We start from the raw sequence: 23518 nt of genomic DNA, 5'->3' as shown, positions 1-23518 counted from the left end.
ATGAGTGTGATGAATCAAGAATCTGCTAAAGGCAGTGCCAATAGTATTGATTATGCCGATATGCTGCTTTTGCGTTTCGGGGAGTTTACATTAAAGGGCAAAAACCGTGCCAGATTTGAGAAAACGGTACTACGTCATGTGAAAGAAATGATTAAGCCATATCCAAAGGTGGTTCTAACCAAAGAATTTGGAAGAATTTACGTGGAACTGAATGGAGAAACTGCTGCGCCATTGGTAGAAGCATTGAAGAATGTATTCGGAATCGCTTCTGTCAGTCCGGTAAAGGTGGCCAAGTCAGATCTCGAGGATATTGTGGCTGTCAGCCGTCATTTTTTGGAGATCATCGCTCCTGCACCGGGAACTACATTTAAAGTTAATGCACGCCGGGTGTGGAAAGAGTTCCCATATGGCTCCATGGAGATGAATAAGCTAGTCTCGACACCACTGCTGCAAGGCTATTCCGGACTTACTGTGGATGTAAAGTCACCTCAATTGGAGCTGAAAGTCGAAATTCGTCAAGGTCATACTTTTATATTTTGTGAAAATATTGCTGGTGTTGGTGGATTTCCGCTTGGTACGAATGGAAAAGCGATGTTATTGCTGTCCGGAGGCATTGATAGTCCTGTAGCCGGTTGGTCATCCATGCGTCGTGGACTCGAAGTGGAGTGCGTACATTTCTATAGTTATCCTTATACGAGTGAGCTTGCCCGGCAAAAGGTGGTTGATCTTACGCGGGTATTGTCACGATATGCGGGAGTCATCAAGCTACACTTAGTACCTTTTACAGAGGTGCAGACATCTTTTACCGGAATAGGTCAGGATAATCTGATTATTACGTTGATGCGTCGAGCTATGCTGAGAATTACTACACAGCTTGCTGAACGTGAGGGTGCCCTCGCGATCGTAACCGGTGAAAGTCTTGGACAGGTTGCTAGCCAGACGTTACCAAGTATGAATGTGATCGGTCGTGCGACAGAACTTCCTCTTTTACGTCCGCTGGTAATGATGGACAAAAGTGATATTGTGGAGCTGTCTAAGAATATCGGCACCTATGACCTGTCAATTCTTCCTTATGAGGATTGCTGTACATTATTTGTACCTAAATCACCTACAACGAATCCGAATTTACGGATTGTAGATAAGATTGAAGCTACGCTCCCAGGTTACTCTGCATTACTGGAAGCAGCGATTAAAGCCACGGAGACCGTGCTGATCACTCCGTATGGAGATGAGAAGCCTAAAGATGTAGTAAGTGCTCAGGCTGGATTACAGGAAGAATGGTTCTAATATTATAAACAAAAGGCTGTCTCATTCGTAGCAACATCTACGGTTGAGGCAGCTTTTTTGAATTATTATGGCTTGATTGGCGTCTCCAGTGTCCTCCAATTAAGATGCCAACAATGATCACAAATATAAACAGAGCTCTCAATAGTGGATGCTGCTCAAAAAATGGGGATAGCTGCTGCTCATCTGTAATCATGCTTGAGGCTGTAAACCCTAGGACTGCTGAGCCAATATAAATAATCCATGGATATTTGTTGATTAATTTAATAAAGAGAGTGCTTCCCCAGACCACAATTGGAACGCTGATTAACAGTCCTATGACAACTAGAGAGATATTGTGCTTAGCGACTCCCGCAATGGCGATGACATTATCCAGTCCCATCGCAGCATCGGCTAGAATGATTGTACCCACAGCGGCCCCTAAGCTTTGACCAGCCTTGATATTCGTTGAATTGTTCTCATCTGTTAATAGCTTATAGGCAATTAGAATAAGTAAAATCCCGCCTGCCAGCAGTAACCAAGGGATTTTTAATAACCATACGACCAGAACCGTTGCGAAAATCCGTAATACGACGGCACCTGCTGTTCCAAGCACAATTGCTTTTTTTTGAGTGCTGTTCGGCAAATTACGCGCAGCAAGTCCGATGACTATGGCATTGTCTCCCGCCAGAATGAGATCTAGAAAAATAATATTGAGCAGTGATAATACAAACTCCCATATGGATGTATTCAAGGCATAGTCACCCCTAAAGTTAGTTAAGATGAGCACGAAGATATGCTTAGTTTTGTATACGCAAAAAAAGGGGCATACATGCTTTCATCCTCAAAAAAAAGTTGGACAGGAAGCATAGCTTGTCACTTCCGAACATACATGTAGTTACATGTGATTCGGGGAGGTAAAAGCGAATGGAATCATTATTGCTCCTTGGTGAAATATTGATGATCAATCTTGTGCTGAGTGGAGATAATGCTATGGTCATCGCGATGGCCAGTAAGGACCTTCCGGAGAAGCACCGGAAGATTGCGGTATGGTGGGGAGCTGCGGGAGCTGTTATCCTGCGCTGCTTGCTAACTTTTGTTGCGGTATTACTGTTGAAAATCCCTTATATCCAGGCTGGAGGAGGAATTCTGCTGCTATGGATTGCGTTCAAGCTGCTGCTGGAAGAAGAAGAGGACCTTAGAGTCGCGGAAACATCCTCCGTATGGAAATCCATCCGAACGATTCTCGTGGCTGATTTTATTATGAGTCTTGATAATGTCCTGGCAATTGCCGGTCTAGCCAAAGGGGATTTGGCTTTAATTGTCATCGGGATTGCGTTCAGCATTCCGATTGTAGTATGGGGAAGTGGCCTCATTGTGGGGTGGCTGCATAGATTTCCGATACTCGTATTTATCGGCGCTTATATTTTAGCCTTTACAGCAGGTGATATGATGCTTCAGGATGCAAAATTAGGGACAATGCTCTCCTTTTTGCTCCCATCCACGCATTCCATACTGCCGATCGCTTTAGGAATATTAGTAGTTGTTACAGGAGCAATTAAACGAAGAACAACATCAGTAGGTTAATAAATTGTAATAAAAGGCAATACTACAAGGACATCTCCATAAATTGGAATCGTCCTTTTTTGACGTATCAGAAAGTATATATTTGGGGCCCCCGCAAAGTACCTGAGTACGCATCGAAGCAAAGCGCCACTTTGTGGGGATATTTTGCATGGTCAGTGATGGCATTTTGTGTATGTTTCAGATAATATATGAATAAGAATCCTGTCGTTTTCTGGGTATGAGACGGCAAGGTAATGAGGTAGACGTGAATTTGAAGGGATGGGTGAAGGATGTCTTCCAAGAATGACATGAGACTAGGTATATTCATTGTAGCTGCGGGCGTCTTGATTTTATTCGGTAAGCTGGGGGTATTCGGATTTTTGGGACGAGCCCTTTGGCCGCTAGTGATTTTACTTCCAGGATTGGTTCTACATATGTTATTTTTTAGCCGCCGCGCTTCGGCAACAGTATTGATTCCCGCGGGAATATTAACGGTATATGGTTTATTGTTTGGTCTTTGCAATATATGGGGATGGGGGCTTATGAAATATTTATGGCCTGTGCTTCTGCTCGGCATTGCCGTAGGTCTGTATGAATATTCCATAAATTCTCCAAGACGGTCAGGGGGACTATCTGCAATTGCTGTAATATTAGGCGTTCTAAGCATAGCGCTTTGTATTTTCAGTCTTATGGGTACGGGTGTAATCTATCTAATTGGTATTGTATTCATCGTGGCAGGAATTTGGCTGATTACAGGTCGGGGTAGAACTCGTGGCCGAAATAGATGGTATCGAAGTTAATTAATGTTGGATCTTGTGAAAAAAACGGAATTTGCCAACTGTTTTTTTCATAAAAAGACTTGCTTTTCATAGTGCTTTCACTATAATATTAATGTTATGTTGAAGCGTCGGCTTTCTGCCTGGCGCTTCTTTTGTGAGACTGCCGTGACATGCTAAGAATTTTAACAGTTTTAATTTGATAAATGAGAGGATTTGGATACAAATCATGCATTCAAGAAAAGATATTCGCAACATTGCGATCATTGCCCACGTTGACCATGGCAAAACAACACTCGTCGATCAGCTTCTTCAGCAATCGGGGATCTTCAGCGCACACGAACACGTACAAGAACGCGCTATGGACTCTAACGATATCGAGCGGGAACGCGGAATTACAATCCTAGCTAAAAATACAGCAATTACTTATAAAGAGTTTTTGATCAATATTGTGGATACACCTGGACACGCTGACTTCGGTGGCGAAGTAGAACGGATTATGAAAATGGTTGACGGTGTATTGCTGGTTGTTGATGCTTATGAAGGCTGCATGCCGCAAACGAAATTCGTTCTGCGTAAAGCATTGGAACAAAAACTTACACCGATCGTTGTCGTGAACAAGATTGACCGTCCAGCTGCTCGTCCTAAGGAAGTTATTGATGAAGTGCTCGATTTGTTCATCGAACTTGAAGCAAATGACGAACAATTGGAATTCCCGGTTGTCTATGCATCTGCTCTTAATGGTACATCAAGCATGGTTCCTGAGAAGCAAGATGAAACAATGCTTTCACTTTACGAAACAATCGTTGAGCATATCCCAGCTCCAACTGAAAGTGTAGAAGACCCGCTTCAATTCCTCGTAACGTTGATGGATTATAACGAATACTTGGGTCGTATTGCTATTGGCCGTGTAAACCGCGGTGTGATCAAACAAGGTCAATCTGTAACTGTAATTATGCGTGACGGTAAGAGTAAAACCGCACGTATTGAGAAATTGTTCGGGTTCCAAGGTTTAAAACGTATTGAAACAGAAGAAGCGGGCGCAGGGGATATCGTTGCTATCGCAGGGATCAAGGACATTAACATTGGTGAGACCATTGCTGATCCAGCGAATCCAGAAGCACTGCCTGTTCTTAAGATCGACGAGCCTACGATGCAAATGACTTTCCTTGTGAATAACAGTCCTTTTGCTGGTAAAGAAGGTAAATGGGTAACTTCCCGTAAACTGCGTGAGCGTCTCTTTAAAGAACTTGAGACAGATGTGAGTTTGCGTGTGGATGAAACGGATAGTCCTGATGCATTTATCGTTTCTGGACGCGGTGAGCTTCACCTTGGTATTCTGATCGAGAATATGCGTCGTGAAGGTTATGAAATGCAAGTTTCTAAACCACAAGTAATCATTAAAGAAATCGATGGTGTTAAATCGGAGCCACTTGAGCGTCTTATGATTGACATTCCTGAAGAAAGCATGGGCTCTGTTATGGAAAGTCTGGGCACTCGCAAAGCCGAAATGGTCAACATGATTAACAACGGTACGGGTCAAGTACGTCTGGAGTTCCTGATTCCTGCACGTGGTTTGATTGGTTACAACACTTACTTCTTGACTTTGACACGTGGTTACGGCGTTATGAACCATGCTTTTGATAGCTACGCTCCACTGGTTGCTGGTCAAGTTGGCGGACGTCATCAAGGTGTGCTTGTAGCCAGTGAGACTGGATCAACAACACAATATGGAATAGTGGGCGTTGAGGATCGTGGTATTCTCTTCTTGGATGCAGGTACAGAAATTTATGAAGGTATGATCGTAGGCGAGCATACCCGTGATAACGATATTATCGTTAACATCTGTAGAGAAAAAGCACTTACCAACATGCGTACCTCAGGTAAGGACGATACTGTAAAAATGAAGACACCACGTACCTTCTCTTTGGAAGGCGCACTTGAATATTTGAATGATGATGAATATTGTGAAATCACACCTAAATCCATTCGCTTGCGCAAAAAGATTCTGAACAAAGGCGAACGCGAACGTGTAGAGAAGCAACGTAAAATGGCACAAGCAAACGCGTAAGATCAGCTTATTATAGTAAAGAGCCGTCGGAGGTGTAACTTTCGGCGGTTTTTTTTATAACAAAAACTTCCCTTACTGATGATATAATGTAAACGTATCTTAAATTTGGGAGGAGTGCGGTATCTATGCAAGTCTGGTTTGCTGAGCATCCAATCGTCGCTTATATTGTTATTTTTATATTGCTTACATTTGTGTATAATCAGGTATTTCGTGTGAATCAAAAGTTATCGATTGGCAAAGAGATTATGCTGTACATAATGATGGCAATCGGCTCCGGCATGCTCCTCATTTTTCAACATGATAAGCTACCGATCATTCAGTGTCTGCTGGTCGCCGTCGGATTAATGCTGATGGTACGGATACGTTATATCGTAGAAGCTCGACAGAAGAGAAAGGCTGCAGCTGCAGCAAAAAGACAGTAATCGAAACTTTTACTGCTTATGCAACGTCTATTTAAGTGTAGCAATTTTAATTCCAAATGAAATGAAGAGGACTTTATTCTACTATGAGTACACGAAACAGCAGTTTACCTCCACGAGCAAGTGGTCAACAACCGAATAATAGAAAACAGCCTGTGAAGGGTGCTCCTAAGAAAAAAAAGAAGAAACCGCAAAAGAGAGGCTTTTTTGGCAGATTAGTTAGAATCCTGTTAACCTTACTCATTATTACGATTCTTGGCGTATTGGGCTACGGGGGCTATCTGTATTGGAAGCTTGAAAATGGGGTCTTTAATGCAGGTAGTAAAGGAACGGTTGCCCCAGGACATTCGGCTACAGAAAAACCACTGACGATGCTTATCCTGGGTACGGATAATAGACCAAAACATCAATCTAGATTGACAGATGTTATTATGGTTGCAGCGCTTAATCCTAAGACGAAATCAGCAACCATTGTCTCTCTTCCACGCGATACCTTAGTTGAGCTCAATGGATACAAGCAGACGAAGATTAACGAATTCTATGCTCGCTTTAAGGGGAAAGAAGATTCTTCTGGTATTTTGGCAGAAGATGAAATGAAGACAATGATGGGGAAATATCTAGATATTGACGTAGATTATACAACGATTCTGGATTTTCAAGGCTTCCGCGATGTGGTGGACGAGCTTGGTGGAGTCAAAGTCAACATTAGCGATAATATGTGTTATACAGACAGCGTTGACGGTACGAATATCAATTTGAAAAAAGGTCCGGCGGAGCTTGATGGAGATAAAGCGCTAGATTATGTGCGATACCGTAAATCTAATTGCAAGCCTAAGACTAAGGGTTCAGACGATTTTGATCGAAACAAACGTCAGAATGAGGTCCTTCATTCACTGGTGGATCAGATGCAATCGCTTGGTGGAGTATTAAATATAGGTAAGGTGCTTGACGCAGTGGATAGTAATATGAAGACTGATATCGAAAATTCGCAGATTAAAGATATGATTGCGACTTATTGGAAGATTTCCAAAGATGATATCGAATTCAAGCCCGTGACTGGAACGTGGCGAAGTCCGTATGTATATATTAATGATGAGGAGCTTGAGGCTGCCAAGAAAAGCTTGCAGGATCGATTAGCAGGAGTTTCTGCTAATTCCACTTCAGAATCCACTGAGGGCCTTAAAGTCCTTAATAACACTTCGCCCTAAAATTGAATGCAAGTTTCAGCCTGTGCTATAATATAATAAATTGAATGAATTTACGCCGCATAGGGGGCCAGTACTTATGTCCGAAGCCGTTGCTCAGCTGAACGAAACCTTGTTATCGATGCTGCAATCGGAAACTTTTGTTCTTCTCAACACAGTTGATGCGGAATCAGGAGGTCCAACGTCCACGGCCATTTCGTGGATTTATGCAGTTAGTCCTAGTACTGTGCGTCTGGCTGTAGATCATCGTTCCAGACTCGTGAACAACATGAAGGTCAACCCGTTAGTAACCGTCACTGTGTTCGGTGAGGGTACTGTCTATGCTATTAACGGCAGTGCCGTTGTAAAGCAGGATCCACTTCAGGATGTACCTTTCAAGATGTGCTGCTTTGATGTTGAAATTATGGCGGTGCGTAACGCGCTTTTTTATGGAGCGCAGCTTGAATCCGCCCCAAGATATGCAAAGGTTTATGATGGACGTGCCGCTGAGAAGCTGGACGGACAAGTATTTGCTGCCATGAAAAAAGCCTAGTGAGAATATCACTGGGCTTTTTTTGTCCTCTACTGTGCATTTTTAATCGGCTTAGTATCCTCTGGCAGCTGCGGCATGATTCGACCGATGATATCAGCCAGTTCGGATGAGAATCCGGAAATTGGATGTCCCTGAGAGATATGACGGCTCATGTCCGCTAAGCGGCTGGAGAGATCCATATCGGCAGTGACAAGTGCACGTACGCTTCTAGGGTCTTTGCGGATAGCTTCCGCTACAGAATATTTAATGCTTCCAACACGTGATCGGTCTAGAGAACCTTCTACGTCAAGACCTACAATGGCTACCTTGTTCATGACTACACAGTGTGCACCATTCACACCAGGAACTCTTTTGGCCAACTGTTCAAAATGGTCCTTAAGTGCAATTTCACTTTCGCCCTTAACACTGACGGTGTGACCAGCTTTTGAGGTGGCCTTAGGATTAGTTGCACCATCGTTGGCCAATTGCCGAACCTCATGGTTTCCCGTACCCTTTACAGCATTCGCAGATTGTTTATTCTGAGGAGAGGGTGATGTCTTTTTATTAGCGATACCGCAGCTTGTCAATAGCAGCAGTACCAGCAACAGACACATTGATTTTCTCATATGTGATTACTCCTTTCAGCCAAGATCGTTTCTGTACCTTATCTTTTCCCTTGGCGGAAAGAGTTATGTATGATCAATCAAACCAGGCGCTGTGGAGGGGATAATATGAACAAGATATTTGTGCTAGATACCAACGTGCTTTTGCACGACCCCAATTCGATTTTCTCTTTCAAGGAGCATGAGGTGGTTATTCCGGCGGTTGTGCTGGAAGAAATCGACTCCAAAAAGCGCAACGCTGACGAAATCGGTCGAAATGCCCGCACGGTTTCCCGATTGCTCGATGGACTTCGTGAGCTAGGTCATTTGCATAGTGGTGTGGAGCTGGAGCATGGAGGCAAGCTGAAGGTAGAACTTAACCATCGCAGTTTTGTGAAGGTACAGGAAATGTTTGGTGAGGTATCTAACGACAATCGGATTTTGGCTGTAGCTCTCAACTATTTAATCGAAGAGAAAGAGAAGCCTGATCCGCGTCCCGTAGTGCTTGTGAGTAAGGATGTGCTGGTTCGTATTAAAGCGGATGTGCTAGGAATTACGCCAGAGGATTACTTGTCAGATCGCACTGGAGATTTAAATGAACTTTACACTGGTTACCAATCTCTGCAGGTACATCCGGCATTGATTGATGAATATTACAGTCACCGCTCTTTAACGGTTAAACAGCTCGGGTTGTCATATCCCTTGTACCCACATGAATTTGTGATCCTCAAGGATGAGATAGGCACGGGCAAATCAGCTCTTCTCAAAGTGAATAGTGATGCGACCCGTCTGGAGCCGCTTTATCTGGGCAATGATTCAGTTTGGGGGATCAGCGCCCGAAATGCTCAGCAACGAATGGCATTGGAGCTGCTTCTCAATGATGAAATCCCGCTTGTAACCATTACGGGTAAGGCTGGTACAGGGAAGACATTATTGGCGCTTGCTGCCGGACTATTCAAAGTTGAGGATGAGCATAAATACAAAAAACTGCTTATTGCTCGTCCAGTAGTTCCTATGGGTAAAGACATTGGTTATTTACCCGGAGAGAAGGATGAGAAGCTCAGACCCTGGATGCAGCCTATTTATGATAATCTGGAGTTTCTGTTCGACACCAAAAAAGCTGGCGATATCGATAAAATCTTAATGGGCTTAGGCAGCATACAGGTAGAAGCCTTAACTTATATCCGTGGCCGTTCAATCCCTGCGCAGTTCATTATTATTGATGAAGCTCAGAACCTTTCCCGTCATGAGGTGAAGACAATCGTCTCCAGAGCGGGTGAAGGAAGTAAAGTGATTCTTATGGGTGATCCGGAGCAAATCGATCATCCGTATCTGGATGCTGCGAGTAACGGACTTAGTTATATTGTTGAGAAGTTTAAGCAGCAAGGGATTAGCGGACATATTACTTTGGAAAAAGGCGAGCGTTCCCGCCTAGCCCAATTGGCAGCGGATCTTCTCTAACCTTCAATCCTCTTTTCAGCCGGGAGAAGCATAAACTCCCGGCTTTTTCCTGCCCGCCCAGAAACGGCGGAGGAATTTAGTAGGTTATGATACATAAATGGAGAGCGGTTAGCGGAGGGGGAGGAATTGTTCTGGAGAAGCGACAGCGCTCGCCTTTGTCTTCAGATTTATACCGATAAGATATATAATCAATAAATCTGGGGACAACAGCGATCGGAAGAATAATCCGCACACGGAGCGCCCTTCGCTCACCAAAGAATTATGCACGAATAAACTCCTTCGTCGTTTCCCCTATATAATAGAAAGAGAACGTTTTCACATTCTAAAGACAAGCAGCGGCTGGTTTGGTAAAATAGGGGTGACGAATCATGGGGAAGGTGGGGAATTGTGCTGAAACGCAAAAATTATTGGCTGCTTTTTGCAATTTTACTACTATCGCTGACAAGCTTGTCACCCAGTATGGAATTGAGTACCAATAACGACCCACATCCTATGAAAAAACCACAAAGTCAGTCGATGAACCCCTCTTCAGGGGAAGAGGGAACTATAGATAGCCTGCGCATAACAGTATCGTTAAATAGTGAGGAATTCAATGAACTGGAGCTTTTAAGCAATCGTTATACTTTAGAAAGTGGAGTAAAGGTAATATTAAGAAATATTGATAGCGAGGATGCAGACGAAGTTTTGAAGCATGATCTAACCATCGGGGATAGCCCGGATATCGTTATGGCGGATGGACGAAGTATTCTCGACTGGGCAACACGTGGATATTTATTGCCGGTGGATGTGTATCAGAGCATTCCGGGAACTGCACCGTTAACTCAGTTAATCCCATGGATGCAATGGAACGGATATAATTGGGGAGTGCCGCTGGATATTGACCCTTATGTACTTGTTTATTCACCACAGCGTCTTGCGGAACTGGGATTCACTACCTTACCAAGAAGTCTGGAACAGTGGAACACGTTGCTTCAGAATGTGCTTAAAGAGCAAGGGAAATATTTGCTCGCAATGGATACACGTAATCCATATGGATTGTCCGCTGTTATGGAGAGTATGAACAGCAGCTTGCTATCGGATAATCAAGAAGTGATAAATTGGACTCAGAATGCTCGCAGTTATTTTTACCTTACCAGTCGATATAACAAAGATGTTTGGGATATGATTCAGAGCGGAAGCGTTGCTGTTGCTGCTCTACCGCTATCTGAGTGGAAAAAACACGGGAATTCGTCTTTAGTTGCTGAAGCACCACTGACCGCAAGTAACGGGAGAGGACTTGAATCTTATTACAGCCGTTCCTTTGCACTTCCAGCTCAATCCCCAAATCCAAAGGAAGCCGTGAATTGGCTGACGTTTATCACTTCTGAGGATTCTCAAATGGATTGGCTGGAGAACACGGGAAGTTTGCCTGCGCTGGATGTCCTATATCGTTCAGAACATGATTTCAAATATAGGCTTCCTTTTGGAGTCGAATTATTACTGACAGAAGAAACCGCCCCGGAGGTCGAATTCCAAGGCGGCTGGAGTAAGATTGATGAAGCAGTATCCTTACTGCTTACAGGAAAAATTGATGCGGCTGGGTACAAAGATTTCATCAAGGAAGGCTTAGAATGAGATAGAAAGTTTAACTTGAAGGACGCCTTCTTTACTATCTACTTCTGTGGCGCGGAGGAAAGAAACGATTTTTCCAGGGTAAAAGCCTAAATCAAATTCCTCCTCAAGTGTTCTTCTAGTGGTGTCAGGTAATTCGAGACCATTAAATACAACATGATCTACTTGGAATATAAGTCCATTGATGGGTTCTTCCTGTATGATGTAGTGACCGGTTAATGAAAGGGCTAAAGCACCACTTTTTCCTGTGGCAGTAATCGTTCCGTCATTAAAATGAAATGCGAAATCGTTAAATAGCTTATTCTGGGACTGAAGGAATTCGTTTAAATCCTCTTCCTTCAGATTCAGAACATAAGTCATCCCCTTACGTGTAAGAACTCCCTCTCGATTCTGGACAAACTGCGGTAATTTATTCATTGCGGAAGACAATGCTTTGAAGTAAGTCTTTACCTCGCGCAAACCAATATTCTCCCAATATAATGTGAATTCTTGAAGTAGAGCGCTCATATTATCAGGATCACTACTGTCTTTAATCCCACCTTCAATTTCTTTATTGAGCGCGGCTACCCGAATTTTCTGTTCCTCCAGAGCGGTTCGCAGCTGTGCAAGATCCTTCGAGCTGCGCTGTGCAGTCTGGAGGGTCTTCTTTAAATCCTTATATTGGTCCTCGTATTGTGTGAGAATGTTGCGGTCATTTCCGATAATAATTTCATAATAATCGAATAGTGCCAGAAATCTGCTAATGCTCTTCGCGGATAGAAATGCGGCCAAGAGACCGTCTCTATCCCCCATATAATAAGAACGAAGGACCGCGCCTGCACGCTCTTGTTGGTTTGCGATAGCAGATTTTTTCTGGATAGCTTGCTCTTCTAGGTAATCTACCTTTTCTTCAAGCGCTTTTTGTTCGGCTGTAATCTTGATGATTTCCCGTTCGATTTCTGCGGAAGATAAAGTCTGCTCCAGAAGTTTACGCGTTTCTTCATTATCTGGTATAGAGGAATTGAAAAAAGAACCGCTAGGATCGGCAGACAGGTACATCGGAGATTGTAACGGAAACAATGTACAGCAGAAGAGAATTAGTATGGTTGCCATCATGCGGCTTTGGGCATTGCGGGAGCGCACCACACCACCACCTTTTTTTTGAATTTAAGATAAGAATTTATCTGTTTCACTCCATAAATCATCCTTCTATTTCTCGTAGAAACGGAAACGGTCCGTAAAAGACGGCAAAACCGGTCCTTTTTGAATGGATATATGTATGTACTAATAATATGTTTAACCCTTCTAAAATAGCATACATACAAAAAATCCCCACAAAGTGAGGCTATCCTTCAATGCGTACACAGGTATTTGGGGGACCTCATATATAATATATTAACTGATAAACAAAAAAACGGAAGTGATCCTTATTAGATAAGGACCTCATCCGCTTCAAGAGAGCACTGCAATTTATAGTGGAAGACCCATTTGAAAGATCGTCCAATAGCTGAAACCGGTGAAAGTCAAAATCATGTATGCCCAGAAAAGTAGGACATAAGTTTTTTCAGTAAACTTCAAATAACCGAGAATTACGAAAAAAGCGGTTTGCAAAAAGAAAAGCAAGGCCATTTCTGTCAGACCTCCGGCGAAAGCCATCAATCCAATAGCCAATGTAAAAAAACCTAATACCCGAAACATGCGGTCCAAGAGAGAGTCCCCCTTCCAGTATGTATCTCACGAATATTCCTTCGACTTATTATACCCGTTCAGTAAAAATGTGTAAACGAATTCATTGAAAAAAATACACTAATCTTGAAAAAAAGTGATTTTTATAATTGACTGAAGTGATTAGTGCTTGAAAAAAGAGAATTTATTACTTAAAGCGTATGATGTGGGCAGATAATGGAAATACAATTTAGTATCAAATAGATTCTATGAACTCTATGAGAAGCATAGAAATGGAGTAAGCAGCTTTTATCCCTATTCACTACCCGGCAGAGCTGTCGGTTATGGAGATGGTTATTTCAAGATGTTGTTAGGAGGTTTGGTTGGATGACAGCCGTTAGACAGGATGCTTGGAGTGCAGAAGATGATCTAATACTGGCAGAAGTAACCTTGCGCCACATTCGGGAGGGCAGTACACAACTTGCTGCTTTTGAAGAAGTGGGTGAGAAAATCGGCAGAACGTCGGCTGCTTGCGGATTCCGCTGGAACAGCTGTGTTCGAAAAAGCTATGAAGGTGCAATTGGAATCGCTAAAGGCCAACGTCAAAAGAGAAGTTACCTGAAAAAGCAGCCGTCGGTAAGAGGAGCGCAGGTAGCGGGTCTGATTCTCGGGGATACCGATGAGGAATTCGGACGAGGCGAAGGATTAAGTGAAAACACATTATCCATTGATGCGGTTATACGTTTCCTGAGACAATGGAAAGGTACGATCCAGGAGGCAGGACGCCAGCTGAAAATGCTGGAGAGAGATTTGCGCGAGAAGGAAGATGAATTAACAGAATTAAGATCTGAGAATGAGCGGTTGTCAAAAGAGGTTAATCTTGCTCAAAGTGACTACCGGGTAGTCAATGATGATTACAAAGCTTTAATTCAGATTATGGATCGTGCGCGTAGGCTAGCTTTCTTAAACGAAGAAGAAGAAGAAATGAAGACTCGTTTCAAAATGGATGGGAACGGAAATTTAGAACGTATTGAATAAAAGATAGGCAAACTAAAACACCCGTAAGTGGTTCGCTTTATTAGCGCCATTTGCGGGCGTTTTGGTTTTGTATTGTCATTTATGGAGGACGACAACGGCGGTTCTTCTTGGTATATTAAGGCTATACTTAGAAAAATTGCGTTTGAGATCAACAGGAGGATCAGATGAAAATCGATATAATCGGTGCGGGTTCACTTGGGCTGCTTTTGGCAGGGAGGCTGACCCAGTCCGGGAATGAAGTGAGATTGTGGTGTCGAGGGGTAGAGCAGTACCGGAAATTAAAAGATGAGGGCTTAACTGTGAGCTATGAGGATGGGCACGATCCAATTTCGATTTCGGGGGATCGATTTGTGTCCGCACCAATAGAGGGATTTGCAGATGCCTATCTCCGTGAGCCCAGTGATTGGATCATAGTAACGGTTAAACAGGACATACTACATAATGTTTTACCTGAATTTCTATCCCCTCTTAGGGAACAACAGGTACACATCATTTGTTTTCAAAATGGCATTGGACATATGGAGATGCTCAGTAACTTGCTGCCGAAAGCTAATTTATATGCTGCCGTAACAACAGAAGCTGCGAAGCGAAAGTCTTTAACTGAGGTCATTCATGCAGGTGCGGGGGAGGTATGGATAGGGAAATGGAGCTTAAAGAATGGACAAGCCCATAGTATACATACTGATTTACAAGTGAATTATTTAATAGAAGTTCTCATTATGGCAGGATTCTCAGCCTTTTTGTCGAATGAAGTGGATACCATGATTTACCGGAAGCTCCTAATCAATGCCGTTATTAATCCGCTCACAGCGATTTGGCGTATTCCAAATGGTGAACTGCTTGCTTCAGAAGAGCGCCTGCAGTTAATGAGAGAACTTTTTAGAGAAGCTACTATGGTATATGATGCCTGCGGAATTATTTATGATCATGATGCGTGGGATAACATCCTTAAAGTGTGCAGGACAACGGCTGGCAATACTTCGTCCATGCTGGCAGATGTTCTAGCTTCAAGAAGCACAGAAATTCATTGGATCAATGGAAGTCTTGTAGAAATGGCAGAACGCACTGGAACATTGGTTCCTTTACATCGCTTGATCTGCCAATTAGTAGAGGGAATATAGGTATGATCTCGGAGGAGAGGTGAAGCTATGGGATTGCTGATGAATTCGGTCGTTACTTTAAGCTTGATTCCAATAATACCGTTTTTAATTGTTTATTTCATTGGAAGAGGCTTAAAAAAAGATAAAAAGAAAACTTTTATGCTCGCTATGGACGTGACTACATTTTTTTTATTATTATCGGTCTCCGCATTATTTAACAACTTGTTTAATAACGGTTTTGGGTTTTATCTTATACTACTTATTGTATTAATATCCACTGGATTGATTGGCGGCGCTCAGAATCGACTGAAAGGAAAAGTAGATGGGAAGCGGTTATTTCGGGCAGTTTGGAGACTTTCCTTCTTTTTTATGAGCGTCGGATATTTATTATTTATGTTTGTAGGGCTAATTAAGTACATATCACAAGCGATGTAATGTTCCACTGCTCCGGTGAAGCGGCAACGTCACAAAAGTTTAAAGTTTTAATAAAAAAAGAGTTTTCTGAAAACATACCACTAGATTTTTTTGACCACTGGTTGTATAATCATAAACCATATACCACATTCTATTTAGGGGGAACTGCTAGATGAAGAAGAGTAAAAGTCTATTGCTAATGCTTGCATTAGTACTTGTTATCGGCACAGTGCTTGCTGGCTGCGGCGGAAACAACGCGAACAGCGGCAATAAAGGTAACGCTGGTAACACTGGTAACACGGCAACTGGTAATGCGGCTACAGAAGAGAAATTGGCTGCGGACCAAACATTGAGAATCAACCTAAGCTCTGAGCCTCCAACATTTGATCCAGGATTGGCACAAGATAGCCAAGCTAACACAGTCCTGAAGACTATGTATGAAGGTTTGACTCGCATGAATGATGAATCTGGTCAAGCTGAACCAGGTGTTGCTGAAAGCTGGGACATTTCTGCTGACGGTCTGGTATATACTTTCAAACTCCGTGATTCACAATGGAGCAACGGCGATCCTGTAACAACAGAAGACTTCGTTCGCGCTTGGAAACGCGTGCTCGATCCTGCTGCTGCATCTGCAGCGCCTTACGCTTATCAATTGTACTACATCAAAAACGCTCAAAAGTATTACAACAAAGAAATTACAGATTTCAGTCAAGTTGGTGTCAAAGCGGTTGATGAGAAAACTCTAGAAGTTACTCTTGAAGCCCCAACTCCATACTTCCTTGGATTGCTTTCCTTCTATACTTATTACCCAATTCACAAATCCACTGAGGGTAATGCTAAATGGGCAACAAGTAAAGACAGTATGATCGTTAACGGTGCTTTCACTCTTACTGAGTGGACTACTGGACAAACGCTTGTTGTATCTAAAAATGATAAATATTGGGATAAAGATGCCATTAAACTTAGCAAAATCGACTTCTCCCTTGTAAACAGCGGTGCAACTGAACTACTCAGCTACAAGAATGGTGAATACGATCGTGCCGGTGGACCAACTGGTGAAATTCCATCAGAACAAATTCCAATCGTGCAAAAAGAACTTCCAAAAGAATTCAGCCGTAAAGGTATTGCTTCCGTATACTACTACGAATTCAATATCACTGAAAAACCTTTCACAAACGCTAAAATCCGTAAAGCTCTTGCAATGTCCATTAACCGTCAAGCTTTGATTGACAATGTAGTACAAGGTGGACAATTCCCAGCATTCGGTTATGTACCTCCGGGTATCGCTGGTGCTGATGGTGAATACCGTACAGCAGTTAAAGATAACTACTTCACTGAAGATCTAGAACAAGCTAAAACTTTGCTTGCTGAAGGTCTGAAAGAAGAAGGTATGGATAAACTGCCTACATTCTCATTGACTTACAACACAAGTGAAGGTCACAAGAAAATCGCTTTGGCGATTGCTGATATGTGGAAAAACAACCTTGGTATCGACGTACAAACCGTTAACCAAGAGTGGGCTGTATTTATTGAAAACCGTCAAAACCTGAACTACCAAGTTGCACGTGCTGGTTGGACTGCGGATTACAATGATCCAATGACTTTCCTTGATATGTGGGTAACAGGTGGCGGTAACAATGATACTGGTTACGCTAACCCTGAGTATGACAAGTTGATCAGCGAAGCTAAAGCAAGTACTGACTTGAAAGTACGTCAAGACAAGTTTGCAGCAGCTGAGAAATTGCTCATCGAGCAAGATCAAGTTTTGATTCCTTTGTACTACTACACTAACAACTCCCTGACTAAAGAGTACCTCAAAGGTGTTACTCTTGACTTCAGTGGTGCAATTGACTTGACTCGTGGATACTTGCTTGAGCACTAAGATTTAGCTCATGTAATTTAAACAGAATAGTTAGTTGACTGAAGTAACACAATACTTCGGGATATATATGTGGAACTCCATATATATCCCTTTTTTTTGTATTTCCGTCTATTTGTTATTTATTGTTATTTATAACATATTTAGAAAATGGACAAAAATCCGTTTTTTTCATAAAATCAATATAATGCTCTCAAAAAATTTGTCGGAGGAGGTGTGATGGGGATGGTTCGTTATGTCGCAAATAAATTCTTCTATATGTTGGTTTCATTATTTGTACTGATTTCAGCAACTTTTTTCTTGATGAAAGCTATTCCAGGGGATCCGTTTACTTCTGAGAAGAAAGTACCGCCAGAAATTAAAGCGCGTTTGATGGAGCAATATGGTCTGGACAAGCCGCTCTCTCATCAGTATTTTAAGTATTTAGGTGATATTATCCAAGGTGATCTGGGTGTATCCATGAAACGCCTGAATCAAGATGTATCACATTTGATCGGTCAAACCTTTTCAGCGTCGCTGAAGCTGGGACTCGTCGCAATTGTTGTGGCGGTTATTGTTGGGGTTCTTCTCGGCATGTTAGCGGCACTCTATCACAGAAAGTTTCTTGACAGCGCCGCGATGGTGTTGGCAGTTCTGGGGATTGCGGTTCCGAGCTTTGTAGTCGCGTCATTATTACAGTATGTGTTCGCTTTCAAATTGGGTTGGGTACCGGTTTCAGGTTTTAAAGGACCAATCTATTATTTCCTTCCTGTAGCAGCGCTCTCGGCTCAGCCAATAGCATTTATAGCGCGCTTGACACGTTCAAGTATGCTTGAAGTTCTGAATGCGGATTATATCAAAACGGCTAAGGCTAAGGGATTAAGCTGGATGGCTATTCTAAGTCGTCACGTACTTCGAAATGGTATCCTGCCGGTTGTTACTTACATGGGACCTATGACAGCTAACATCGTAACTGGTTCGGTTGTTATCGAGCAGATCTTTGGTGTTGGGGGTATTGGTAAACAGTTCGTGGAAGCGATTGGTGTCCGTGACTATACCGTTATTATGGGGATAACCATTTTCTATGGTGTACTACTCATGGTGGCCCGTTTCATTACTGATATTGCTTATGTATTGATTGACCCACGTATGAAATTAAGTGGAGGAAAGGAGGGCTAAAGAGTGGCATCTGATAATAACTTGTTAAAGAACATGAATCTAAAACCGGAAGATTTTCAAAAAGTCGGTGTAGATGAAAAAGAAGCCGAGGTAATTCAGCGGGAGAGTCTCTCTGCCTGGAAAGATTCTTGGCAACGGTTGCGTCAAAACAAAATGGCGATGACCGCGCTTGGGATTCTAGGCTTGATCGTGCTTGCAGCGATTATCGCTCCCTTATTCTCGAAATATAACTATTACTCCAATGACTTGATGAATACCAATAAGCCCCCTTCCTCCGATCACTGGTTTGGAACGGATGATCTTGGACGTGATATTTTCGTTCGTACTTGGTACGGCGCACGGATCTCCTTGATCGTTGGTCTAGCTGCGGCAGCCATCGACTTGTTTATCGGTGTTATCTATGGAGGTATTATGGGCTTCTTCGGCGGCCGTGTAGATAATATCATGAACAAATTCTCTGAAATTTTGTACTCCATTCCTTATCTGCTTGTTGTAATTTTGCTTTTGGTTGTGCTTGAACCAAGTCTTGGTACCATCATCCTGGCCTTAACCATCACGGGTTGGATTACGATGTCGTGGATTGTACGCGGTGAAATTATGCAGCTCAAGAATCGCGAGTTCGTATTGGCTTCCCGTTCCATGGGTGCAGGTTCTGCGAGACTGTTGTTCAAACACCTTCTGCCGAACGCAGTGGGTCCGATTATTGTAACGATTACACTTTCTGTACCAAATGCAATTTTTGCAGAGGCTTTCCTAAGCTTCTTGGGTCTTGGTGTACAAGCTCCTATCGCTTCACTTGGATCTATGATTAACGATTCACTCACCGGTTGGTTGTACTATCCATGGCGCTTCCTGTTCCCTGCCATTCTGATCAGTTTAACCATGCTTTCTTTCAACATTTTCGGTGATGGTCTTCGTGACGCGCTTGATCCTAAGCTGAAAAAATAGGAGGGTTATGGATGGAACCTATTTTACAAGTCAAAGATTTGCATGTTTCGTTTTTTGTTAAAGGCGGAGAAGTGCAAGCTGTCCGTGGTATGAATTTTGAAATTGGCAAAGGTGAAACGGTTGCCATCGTCGGCGAGTCCGGCAGCGGTAAGAGTGTAACTGCACAATCGATTATGCGGTTGATCCCTTCCCCACCCTCTAAAGTGAAAAAGGGAGAAATTATTTTCCAAGGACAAAATCTGCTAGACAAAAGCATGAAAGAAATGGAATCCATTCGCGGTAAAGATATTGGCATGATTTTTCAAGACCCGATGACTTCTTTGAACCCAACCATCAAAGTGGGCAAACAGATCACTGAAGTTTTGATTAAACATCAGAAAATGTCAGCGGCCGAAGCGAAAAAGCAAGGTATTGAGATGCTCAAATTAGTTGGCATCACAAATGCTGAGGCTCGCTTTAACCAATATCCCCACGAGTTTTCAGGCGGTATGCGCCAGCGTGTAATGATTGCAATCGCGCTAGCCTGCCGTCCGGCTTTACTCATAGCGGACGAGCCTACAACGGCTCTTGACGTAACCATTCAGGCGCAGATCATGGAAGTTATGAGAGAGATGCAGCAAAAACTAGGTACCTCCATCATTTTGATTACCCATGATCTTGGCGTCGTTGCCGGTATGTGTGATCGGGTAATTGTAATGTATGCAGGTGAAGTTGTGGAGACCGGAACAAGATGGGAAATCTTTAAGAATCCACAGCATCCATATACCAAAGGTCTACTGCGCTCGATGCCGCGTCTGGACCAAAAGAAGGGCGAGCCGCTCATTCCGATCATCGGCACACCGCCAGATCTGATCAAGCCGCCGATCGGCTGTCCGTTCACCGCGCGTTGCAATGAAGCAATGCATGTTTGCGAACAAATCGATCCCGGCGCCACAGAATTCAGCGAAACGCATATGGCGCGTTGCTGGAATCTGCATTCGATGGCCAAGGAGGTGCAGTACTCTTGAGTAAGAACCTAATAGAAGTAGAAGGTCTTAAGAAATATTTTAATGTAGGTCAAGGCAAGGTTCTTAAGGCTGTTGATAATATTAACTTCTCCATCCGTGAGGGTGAGACGCTTGGAATGGTAGGAGAATCCGGTTGTGGTAAGACTACTGCTGGACGTACAATTCTTCGCTTGTATGAGCCAACTGCCGGAAGTGTGAAATATAATGGTACAGACATTTATAAATTGCCTTCTAACAAAATGAAAGCAATGCGCCGTGACATGCAGATGATTTTCCAAGATCCGTACGCATCACTTAACCCGCGTTTTACGGTTTCTGATATCATCGGCGAGGCACTGGACATTCACGGAATGGCTGGCAGTCGTGCAGAACGTAAAAAACGGATCGAAGAGCTGCTCGATATGGTTGGTCTTAACCATGATCACGCTACTCGTTATCCGCATGAATTCTCTGGTGGACAACGCCAACGTATTGGGATTGCCCGTTCGTTAGCGGTAAATCCTAAGTTCATCGTTTGTGATGAGCCGATTTCCGCGCTTGACGTATCCATTCAGGCTCAGGTCGTAAACTTGCTTAAAGAATTGCAAGATCGTCTGGGATTGACTTATCTTTTCATCGCGCATGATCTGTCCATGGTTAAACATATCAGTGATCGCGTAGCAGTTATGTATTTGGGTAAAATGGTAGAATTGGCGGAAAGTGAAGAGCTTTATGCAAATCCTATCCACCCTTATACCAAATCTCTCTTGTCAGCTATTCCAATTCCGGATCCGGAAATTGAAGTGAACAAGAAACGTATTCACTTGCATGATGAGCTTGGTAGTCCTATTTATTCTGCTAACGAAAAGAGCAATGATAGTGACTTTGAATTAGTAGAAGTATCCAAAGGACACTGGGTAAGCAAAAAATTTGCTTAAATCTATAGCGAGTATTAGACAGGCGGGAGCGTTATGCTCTCGCCTCTTGTATGTAGTGGGGATATTTAATAATCATTTTAATGGATACGAAAATAAAACGGCTGCTCTTGCATTGCTTTTTTGCAGGTATGTAATTCTTTTGACGCGGCCCCTGACTTTGGATACAATCATATAGAGTTTACGAACTTGGATTTACATATAACTGCTCAGTAGAACTGGAGGCACTAGCAAATGAATATTGTTAAGGAACCGCTCCCGGGTGGATCTGCACTCGCGCGCGACTATATAGAAAATTTTGAAAAAGTTAGTCATTTGTATGGTGGGGATTTCCGAAGCAAAGAGAGTAGAAGCATTCGGGCAGAATGGCTGGATCGTAGTGAGGGTCTCCGTGCAGACAGGACACAAGTTGCTGCATGTCTACGGCAATATAATGAAAAGCATAATTCACATGATGCGGTGATGTCTTCCCTGGCACTTTTAGAACAGCCGGGAACGTTAGTGGTTACTGGCGGACAGCAAAGCGGATTATTTACAGGACCACTACTTGTAGTATATAAAGCAATGACAACCATTATGGCGGCAAAAGAAGCAGCAGAACAGCTCGGTCGGCCTGTAGTCCCATTATTCTGGATTGCAGGAGAGGATCATGACTGGGATGAAGTGAATCATACGTATGTATTGAATCGTACGCAAGAGATTACAAAGATTAAGATAGAGAAATCAGAGGAGAAACGTTCCTCGGTGAGTAATATTCGTGTAGAAGATGAAAGCTGGCAGCAAGTAGTGGAACAGCTGGATGCGCTACTTCAAGATAGTGACTTTAAACCGCAAATTATGGAATTTATTCGATCTTCTTCGTTTAGAGCAGATAGTATGACGGATGCTTTTGCCAAGCTGATGGGTTCTTTATTTGGTAAATTTGGTCTGATCCTGCTCGATTCTGCTGATCCTAACCTTCGTAAGTTAGAAGAGCCTTTCTTTACTTCGCTAATTATGCAGAATGATGCACTGGAAACAGCGTACATGAATTCTGCTTCTGATATCGTGAACGCTGGGTATGAGCTTCAAGCTGACGTTACGGCAGGCAATGCCAACCTCTTTTATATACATGAAGGTGTACGATTATTGCTTCATAAGAAAGATGGCGTTTTTGCCGATCGCAAGGGCCAGGTATCGTTCACCCGGGATGAACTACTGGAGGAAGTGAAGGTTCATCCGGAACTATTCAGTAACAACGTGCTGACACGTCCGCTTATGCAGGATTATGTGTTGCCGGTTCTAGCAACGGTGCTAGGTCAAGGTGAGATTGCTTATTGGGCCATTCCGCATCGTGCGTTTGAGATCATTGGGGGACAAATGCCCCTGATCATCCCGCGAATGTCTTTCACAGTGGTGGAAGGTACGCTTCATAAGCATATGGATAAATATCAACTAAGCTTTGAGGACGTAAGACAGGGACTAGATCGTAAAAGACATGAGTGGTTGGCTGCACAGGATGAGCTGGGGATTGAACAACGTTTCGAAGAAACCAAAGCTACTTTCTCCGCCATGTACGAACCACTGATTGAGCAGCTTGGAACCATTCAGGCAGGTCTGCTAAAACTAGGGAATAACAATAAAGATAAGATTTTAGATCAGATCACTTTTTTACAAGCGAAAGCCCAAGATGCAATGGCAAAACAGAATGAAGCTGCAATCCGTCAATGGGAGCGAATCGAGCTGTCGTTAATGCCACTGGGTAAACTGCAAGAAAGAGTGTACAATATCATGTATTACTTGAACCGCTACGGACTTCCATGGTTAGATGAGCTGATGGCTATTGAACCGGATTATAGTGGGACGCATCGTATCATTTATATGTAGAGAAGTAACGCTCCATAAAACAAAAAAGTAACGCTCACAAAACTTGGATTATGCTTACGAAGCGA

Annotated in this window: 22 protein-coding genes; 18 read left to right on the top strand and 4 right to left on the bottom strand. The window is 43.0% G+C overall.

The features are described from left to right. Entirely contained in the window at window positions 1-1287 is a 1287-nt protein-coding gene (gene thiI / locus MKY99_RS23215; RefSeq protein WP_339266570.1) for a tRNA uracil 4-sulfurtransferase ThiI, read from the top strand. 37 nt (window positions 1288-1324) lie between these two features. Here thiI and MKY99_RS23210 read toward each other — a convergent pair whose 3' ends face one another. Next, window positions 1325-2017, bottom strand: coding sequence for a TerC family protein (locus MKY99_RS23210; RefSeq protein WP_042190906.1), 693 nt, complete (start codon window positions 2015-2017; stop codon window positions 1325-1327). Window positions 2018-2190: 173 nt separating this feature from the next. On the opposite strand from MKY99_RS23210, the gene MKY99_RS23205 reads away from it, so the two are divergent. The 6 genes from MKY99_RS23205 to MKY99_RS23180 all read left to right on the top strand — a co-directional run bounded on the left by MKY99_RS23205 (window position 2191) and on the right by MKY99_RS23180 (window position 7832). Continuing rightward, a complete protein-coding gene (locus tag MKY99_RS23205; protein ID WP_339266569.1) occupies window positions 2191-2850 on the top strand; it encodes a TerC family protein in 660 nt (219 codons plus the stop codon). Between the two features lie 269 nt (window positions 2851-3119). Then, on the top strand, window positions 3120-3629 hold the full coding sequence (locus MKY99_RS23200; protein ID WP_042190902.1) for a hypothetical protein: 510 nt from the start codon (window positions 3120-3122) through the stop codon (window positions 3627-3629). A 205-nt stretch (window positions 3630-3834) separates the two neighbouring features. Continuing rightward, window positions 3835-5676 (top strand): translational GTPase TypA, encoded by a 1842-nt coding sequence (gene typA, locus MKY99_RS23195; RefSeq protein WP_042190900.1) that lies wholly within the window; start codon window positions 3835-3837, stop codon window positions 5674-5676. A 125-nt stretch (window positions 5677-5801) separates the two neighbouring features. Then, a complete protein-coding gene (locus tag MKY99_RS23190) occupies window positions 5802-6098 on the top strand; it encodes a YlaH-like family protein (protein WP_042190898.1) in 297 nt (98 codons plus the stop codon). A gap of 83 nt (window positions 6099-6181) precedes the next feature. Then, window positions 6182-7303 carry an LCP family protein gene (locus tag MKY99_RS23185; RefSeq protein WP_339266566.1) on the top strand — a complete coding sequence of 374 codons (1122 nt, stop codon included), beginning with the start codon at window positions 6182-6184 and terminating at the stop codon, window positions 7301-7303. Window positions 7304-7379: 76 nt separating this feature from the next. Next, window positions 7380-7832, top strand: coding sequence for a pyridoxamine 5'-phosphate oxidase family protein (locus MKY99_RS23180; RefSeq protein WP_076299659.1), 453 nt, complete (start codon window positions 7380-7382; stop codon window positions 7830-7832). Window positions 7833-7861: 29 nt separating this feature from the next. Here the strand turns inward: MKY99_RS23180 and MKY99_RS23175 are convergent, their stop codons facing one another. Further along, window positions 7862-8437 carry a YhcN/YlaJ family sporulation lipoprotein gene (locus MKY99_RS23175; protein ID WP_042190892.1) on the bottom strand — a complete coding sequence of 192 codons (576 nt, stop codon included), beginning with the start codon at window positions 8435-8437 and terminating at the stop codon, window positions 7862-7864. Window positions 8438-8542: 105 nt separating this feature from the next. Here MKY99_RS23175 and MKY99_RS23170 point away from each other — a divergent pair, with 105 nt between their 5' ends. Further along, complete coding sequence (locus MKY99_RS23170; protein ID WP_042190890.1) at window positions 8543-9874, top strand: PhoH family protein; 1332 nt, start codon at window positions 8543-8545, stop codon at window positions 9872-9874. Window positions 9875-10366: 492 nt separating this feature from the next. Next, window positions 10367-11488, top strand: a complete 1122-nt coding sequence (locus MKY99_RS23165) for an extracellular solute-binding protein (RefSeq protein WP_339266564.1) — start codon at window positions 10367-10369, stop codon at window positions 11486-11488. On the opposite strand, the gene MKY99_RS23160 is transcribed toward MKY99_RS23165, so the two are convergent. Both MKY99_RS23160 and MKY99_RS23155 read right to left on the bottom strand, forming a co-directional pair. Further along, entirely contained in the window at window positions 11480-12607 is a 1128-nt protein-coding gene (locus MKY99_RS23160) for a hypothetical protein (protein ID WP_339266562.1), read from the bottom strand. The two genes, MKY99_RS23165 and MKY99_RS23160, sit on opposite strands and share 9 nt — an antisense overlap. Window positions 12608-12934: 327 nt before the next feature. Continuing rightward, window positions 12935-13171 (bottom strand): DUF2626 family protein, encoded by a 237-nt coding sequence (locus MKY99_RS23155; RefSeq protein ID WP_042130273.1) that lies wholly within the window; start codon window positions 13169-13171, stop codon window positions 12935-12937. 345 nt (window positions 13172-13516) lie between these two features. Here MKY99_RS23155 and MKY99_RS23150 point away from each other — a divergent pair, with 345 nt between their 5' ends. From MKY99_RS23150 to bshC, 9 genes are all read left to right on the top strand, one after another. After that, window positions 13517-14167: an RsfA family transcriptional regulator gene (locus MKY99_RS23150; RefSeq protein WP_042130271.1), complete on the top strand. Its 651-nt coding sequence runs from the start codon at window positions 13517-13519 to the stop codon at window positions 14165-14167. A gap of 164 nt (window positions 14168-14331) precedes the next feature. After that, window positions 14332-15288 carry a 2-dehydropantoate 2-reductase gene (locus tag MKY99_RS23145; protein WP_339266560.1) on the top strand — a complete coding sequence of 319 codons (957 nt, stop codon included), beginning with the start codon at window positions 14332-14334 and terminating at the stop codon, window positions 15286-15288. Between the two features lie 27 nt (window positions 15289-15315). Continuing rightward, the gene (locus MKY99_RS23140; protein ID WP_076284770.1) at window positions 15316-15702 is read left to right on the top strand and encodes a DUF3397 domain-containing protein; all 387 of its coding nucleotides are present in this window, start codon (window positions 15316-15318) and stop codon (window positions 15700-15702) included. Between the two features lie 151 nt (window positions 15703-15853). After that, window positions 15854-17563: a peptide ABC transporter substrate-binding protein gene (locus MKY99_RS23135; RefSeq protein WP_076284769.1), complete on the top strand. Its 1710-nt coding sequence runs from the start codon at window positions 15854-15856 to the stop codon at window positions 17561-17563. A gap of 222 nt (window positions 17564-17785) precedes the next feature. Further along, the gene (locus MKY99_RS23130; protein WP_042190878.1) at window positions 17786-18718 is read left to right on the top strand and encodes an ABC transporter permease; all 933 of its coding nucleotides are present in this window, start codon (window positions 17786-17788) and stop codon (window positions 18716-18718) included. Between the two features lie 33 nt (window positions 18719-18751). Next, on the top strand, window positions 18752-19666 hold the full coding sequence (locus tag MKY99_RS23125) for an ABC transporter permease (protein ID WP_042194363.1): 915 nt from the start codon (window positions 18752-18754) through the stop codon (window positions 19664-19666). Window positions 19667-19677: 11 nt separating this feature from the next. After that, window positions 19678-20673, top strand: a complete 996-nt coding sequence (locus MKY99_RS23120) for an ABC transporter ATP-binding protein (RefSeq protein WP_042190876.1) — start codon at window positions 19678-19680, stop codon at window positions 20671-20673. Further along, window positions 20670-21590 (top strand): ATP-binding cassette domain-containing protein, encoded by a 921-nt coding sequence (locus MKY99_RS23115; RefSeq protein ID WP_042190873.1) that lies wholly within the window; start codon window positions 20670-20672, stop codon window positions 21588-21590. Before MKY99_RS23120 ends, MKY99_RS23115 begins: the two co-directional genes overlap by 4 nt. Window positions 21591-21821: 231 nt before the next feature. Further along, entirely contained in the window at window positions 21822-23453 is a 1632-nt protein-coding gene (gene bshC / locus MKY99_RS23110; RefSeq protein WP_339266557.1) for a bacillithiol biosynthesis cysteine-adding enzyme BshC, read from the top strand. The last annotated feature ends 65 nt before the right edge of the window (window positions 23454-23518 follow it).

The sequence above is a fragment of the Paenibacillus sp. FSL R5-0470 genome (assembly GCF_037975205.1).
Lineage (GTDB): Bacteria > Bacillota > Bacilli > Paenibacillales > Paenibacillaceae > Paenibacillus_AQ.
Note: the sequence above shows the minus strand (reverse complement) of the source record. Positions and strands in the feature narration are given on the sequence as shown.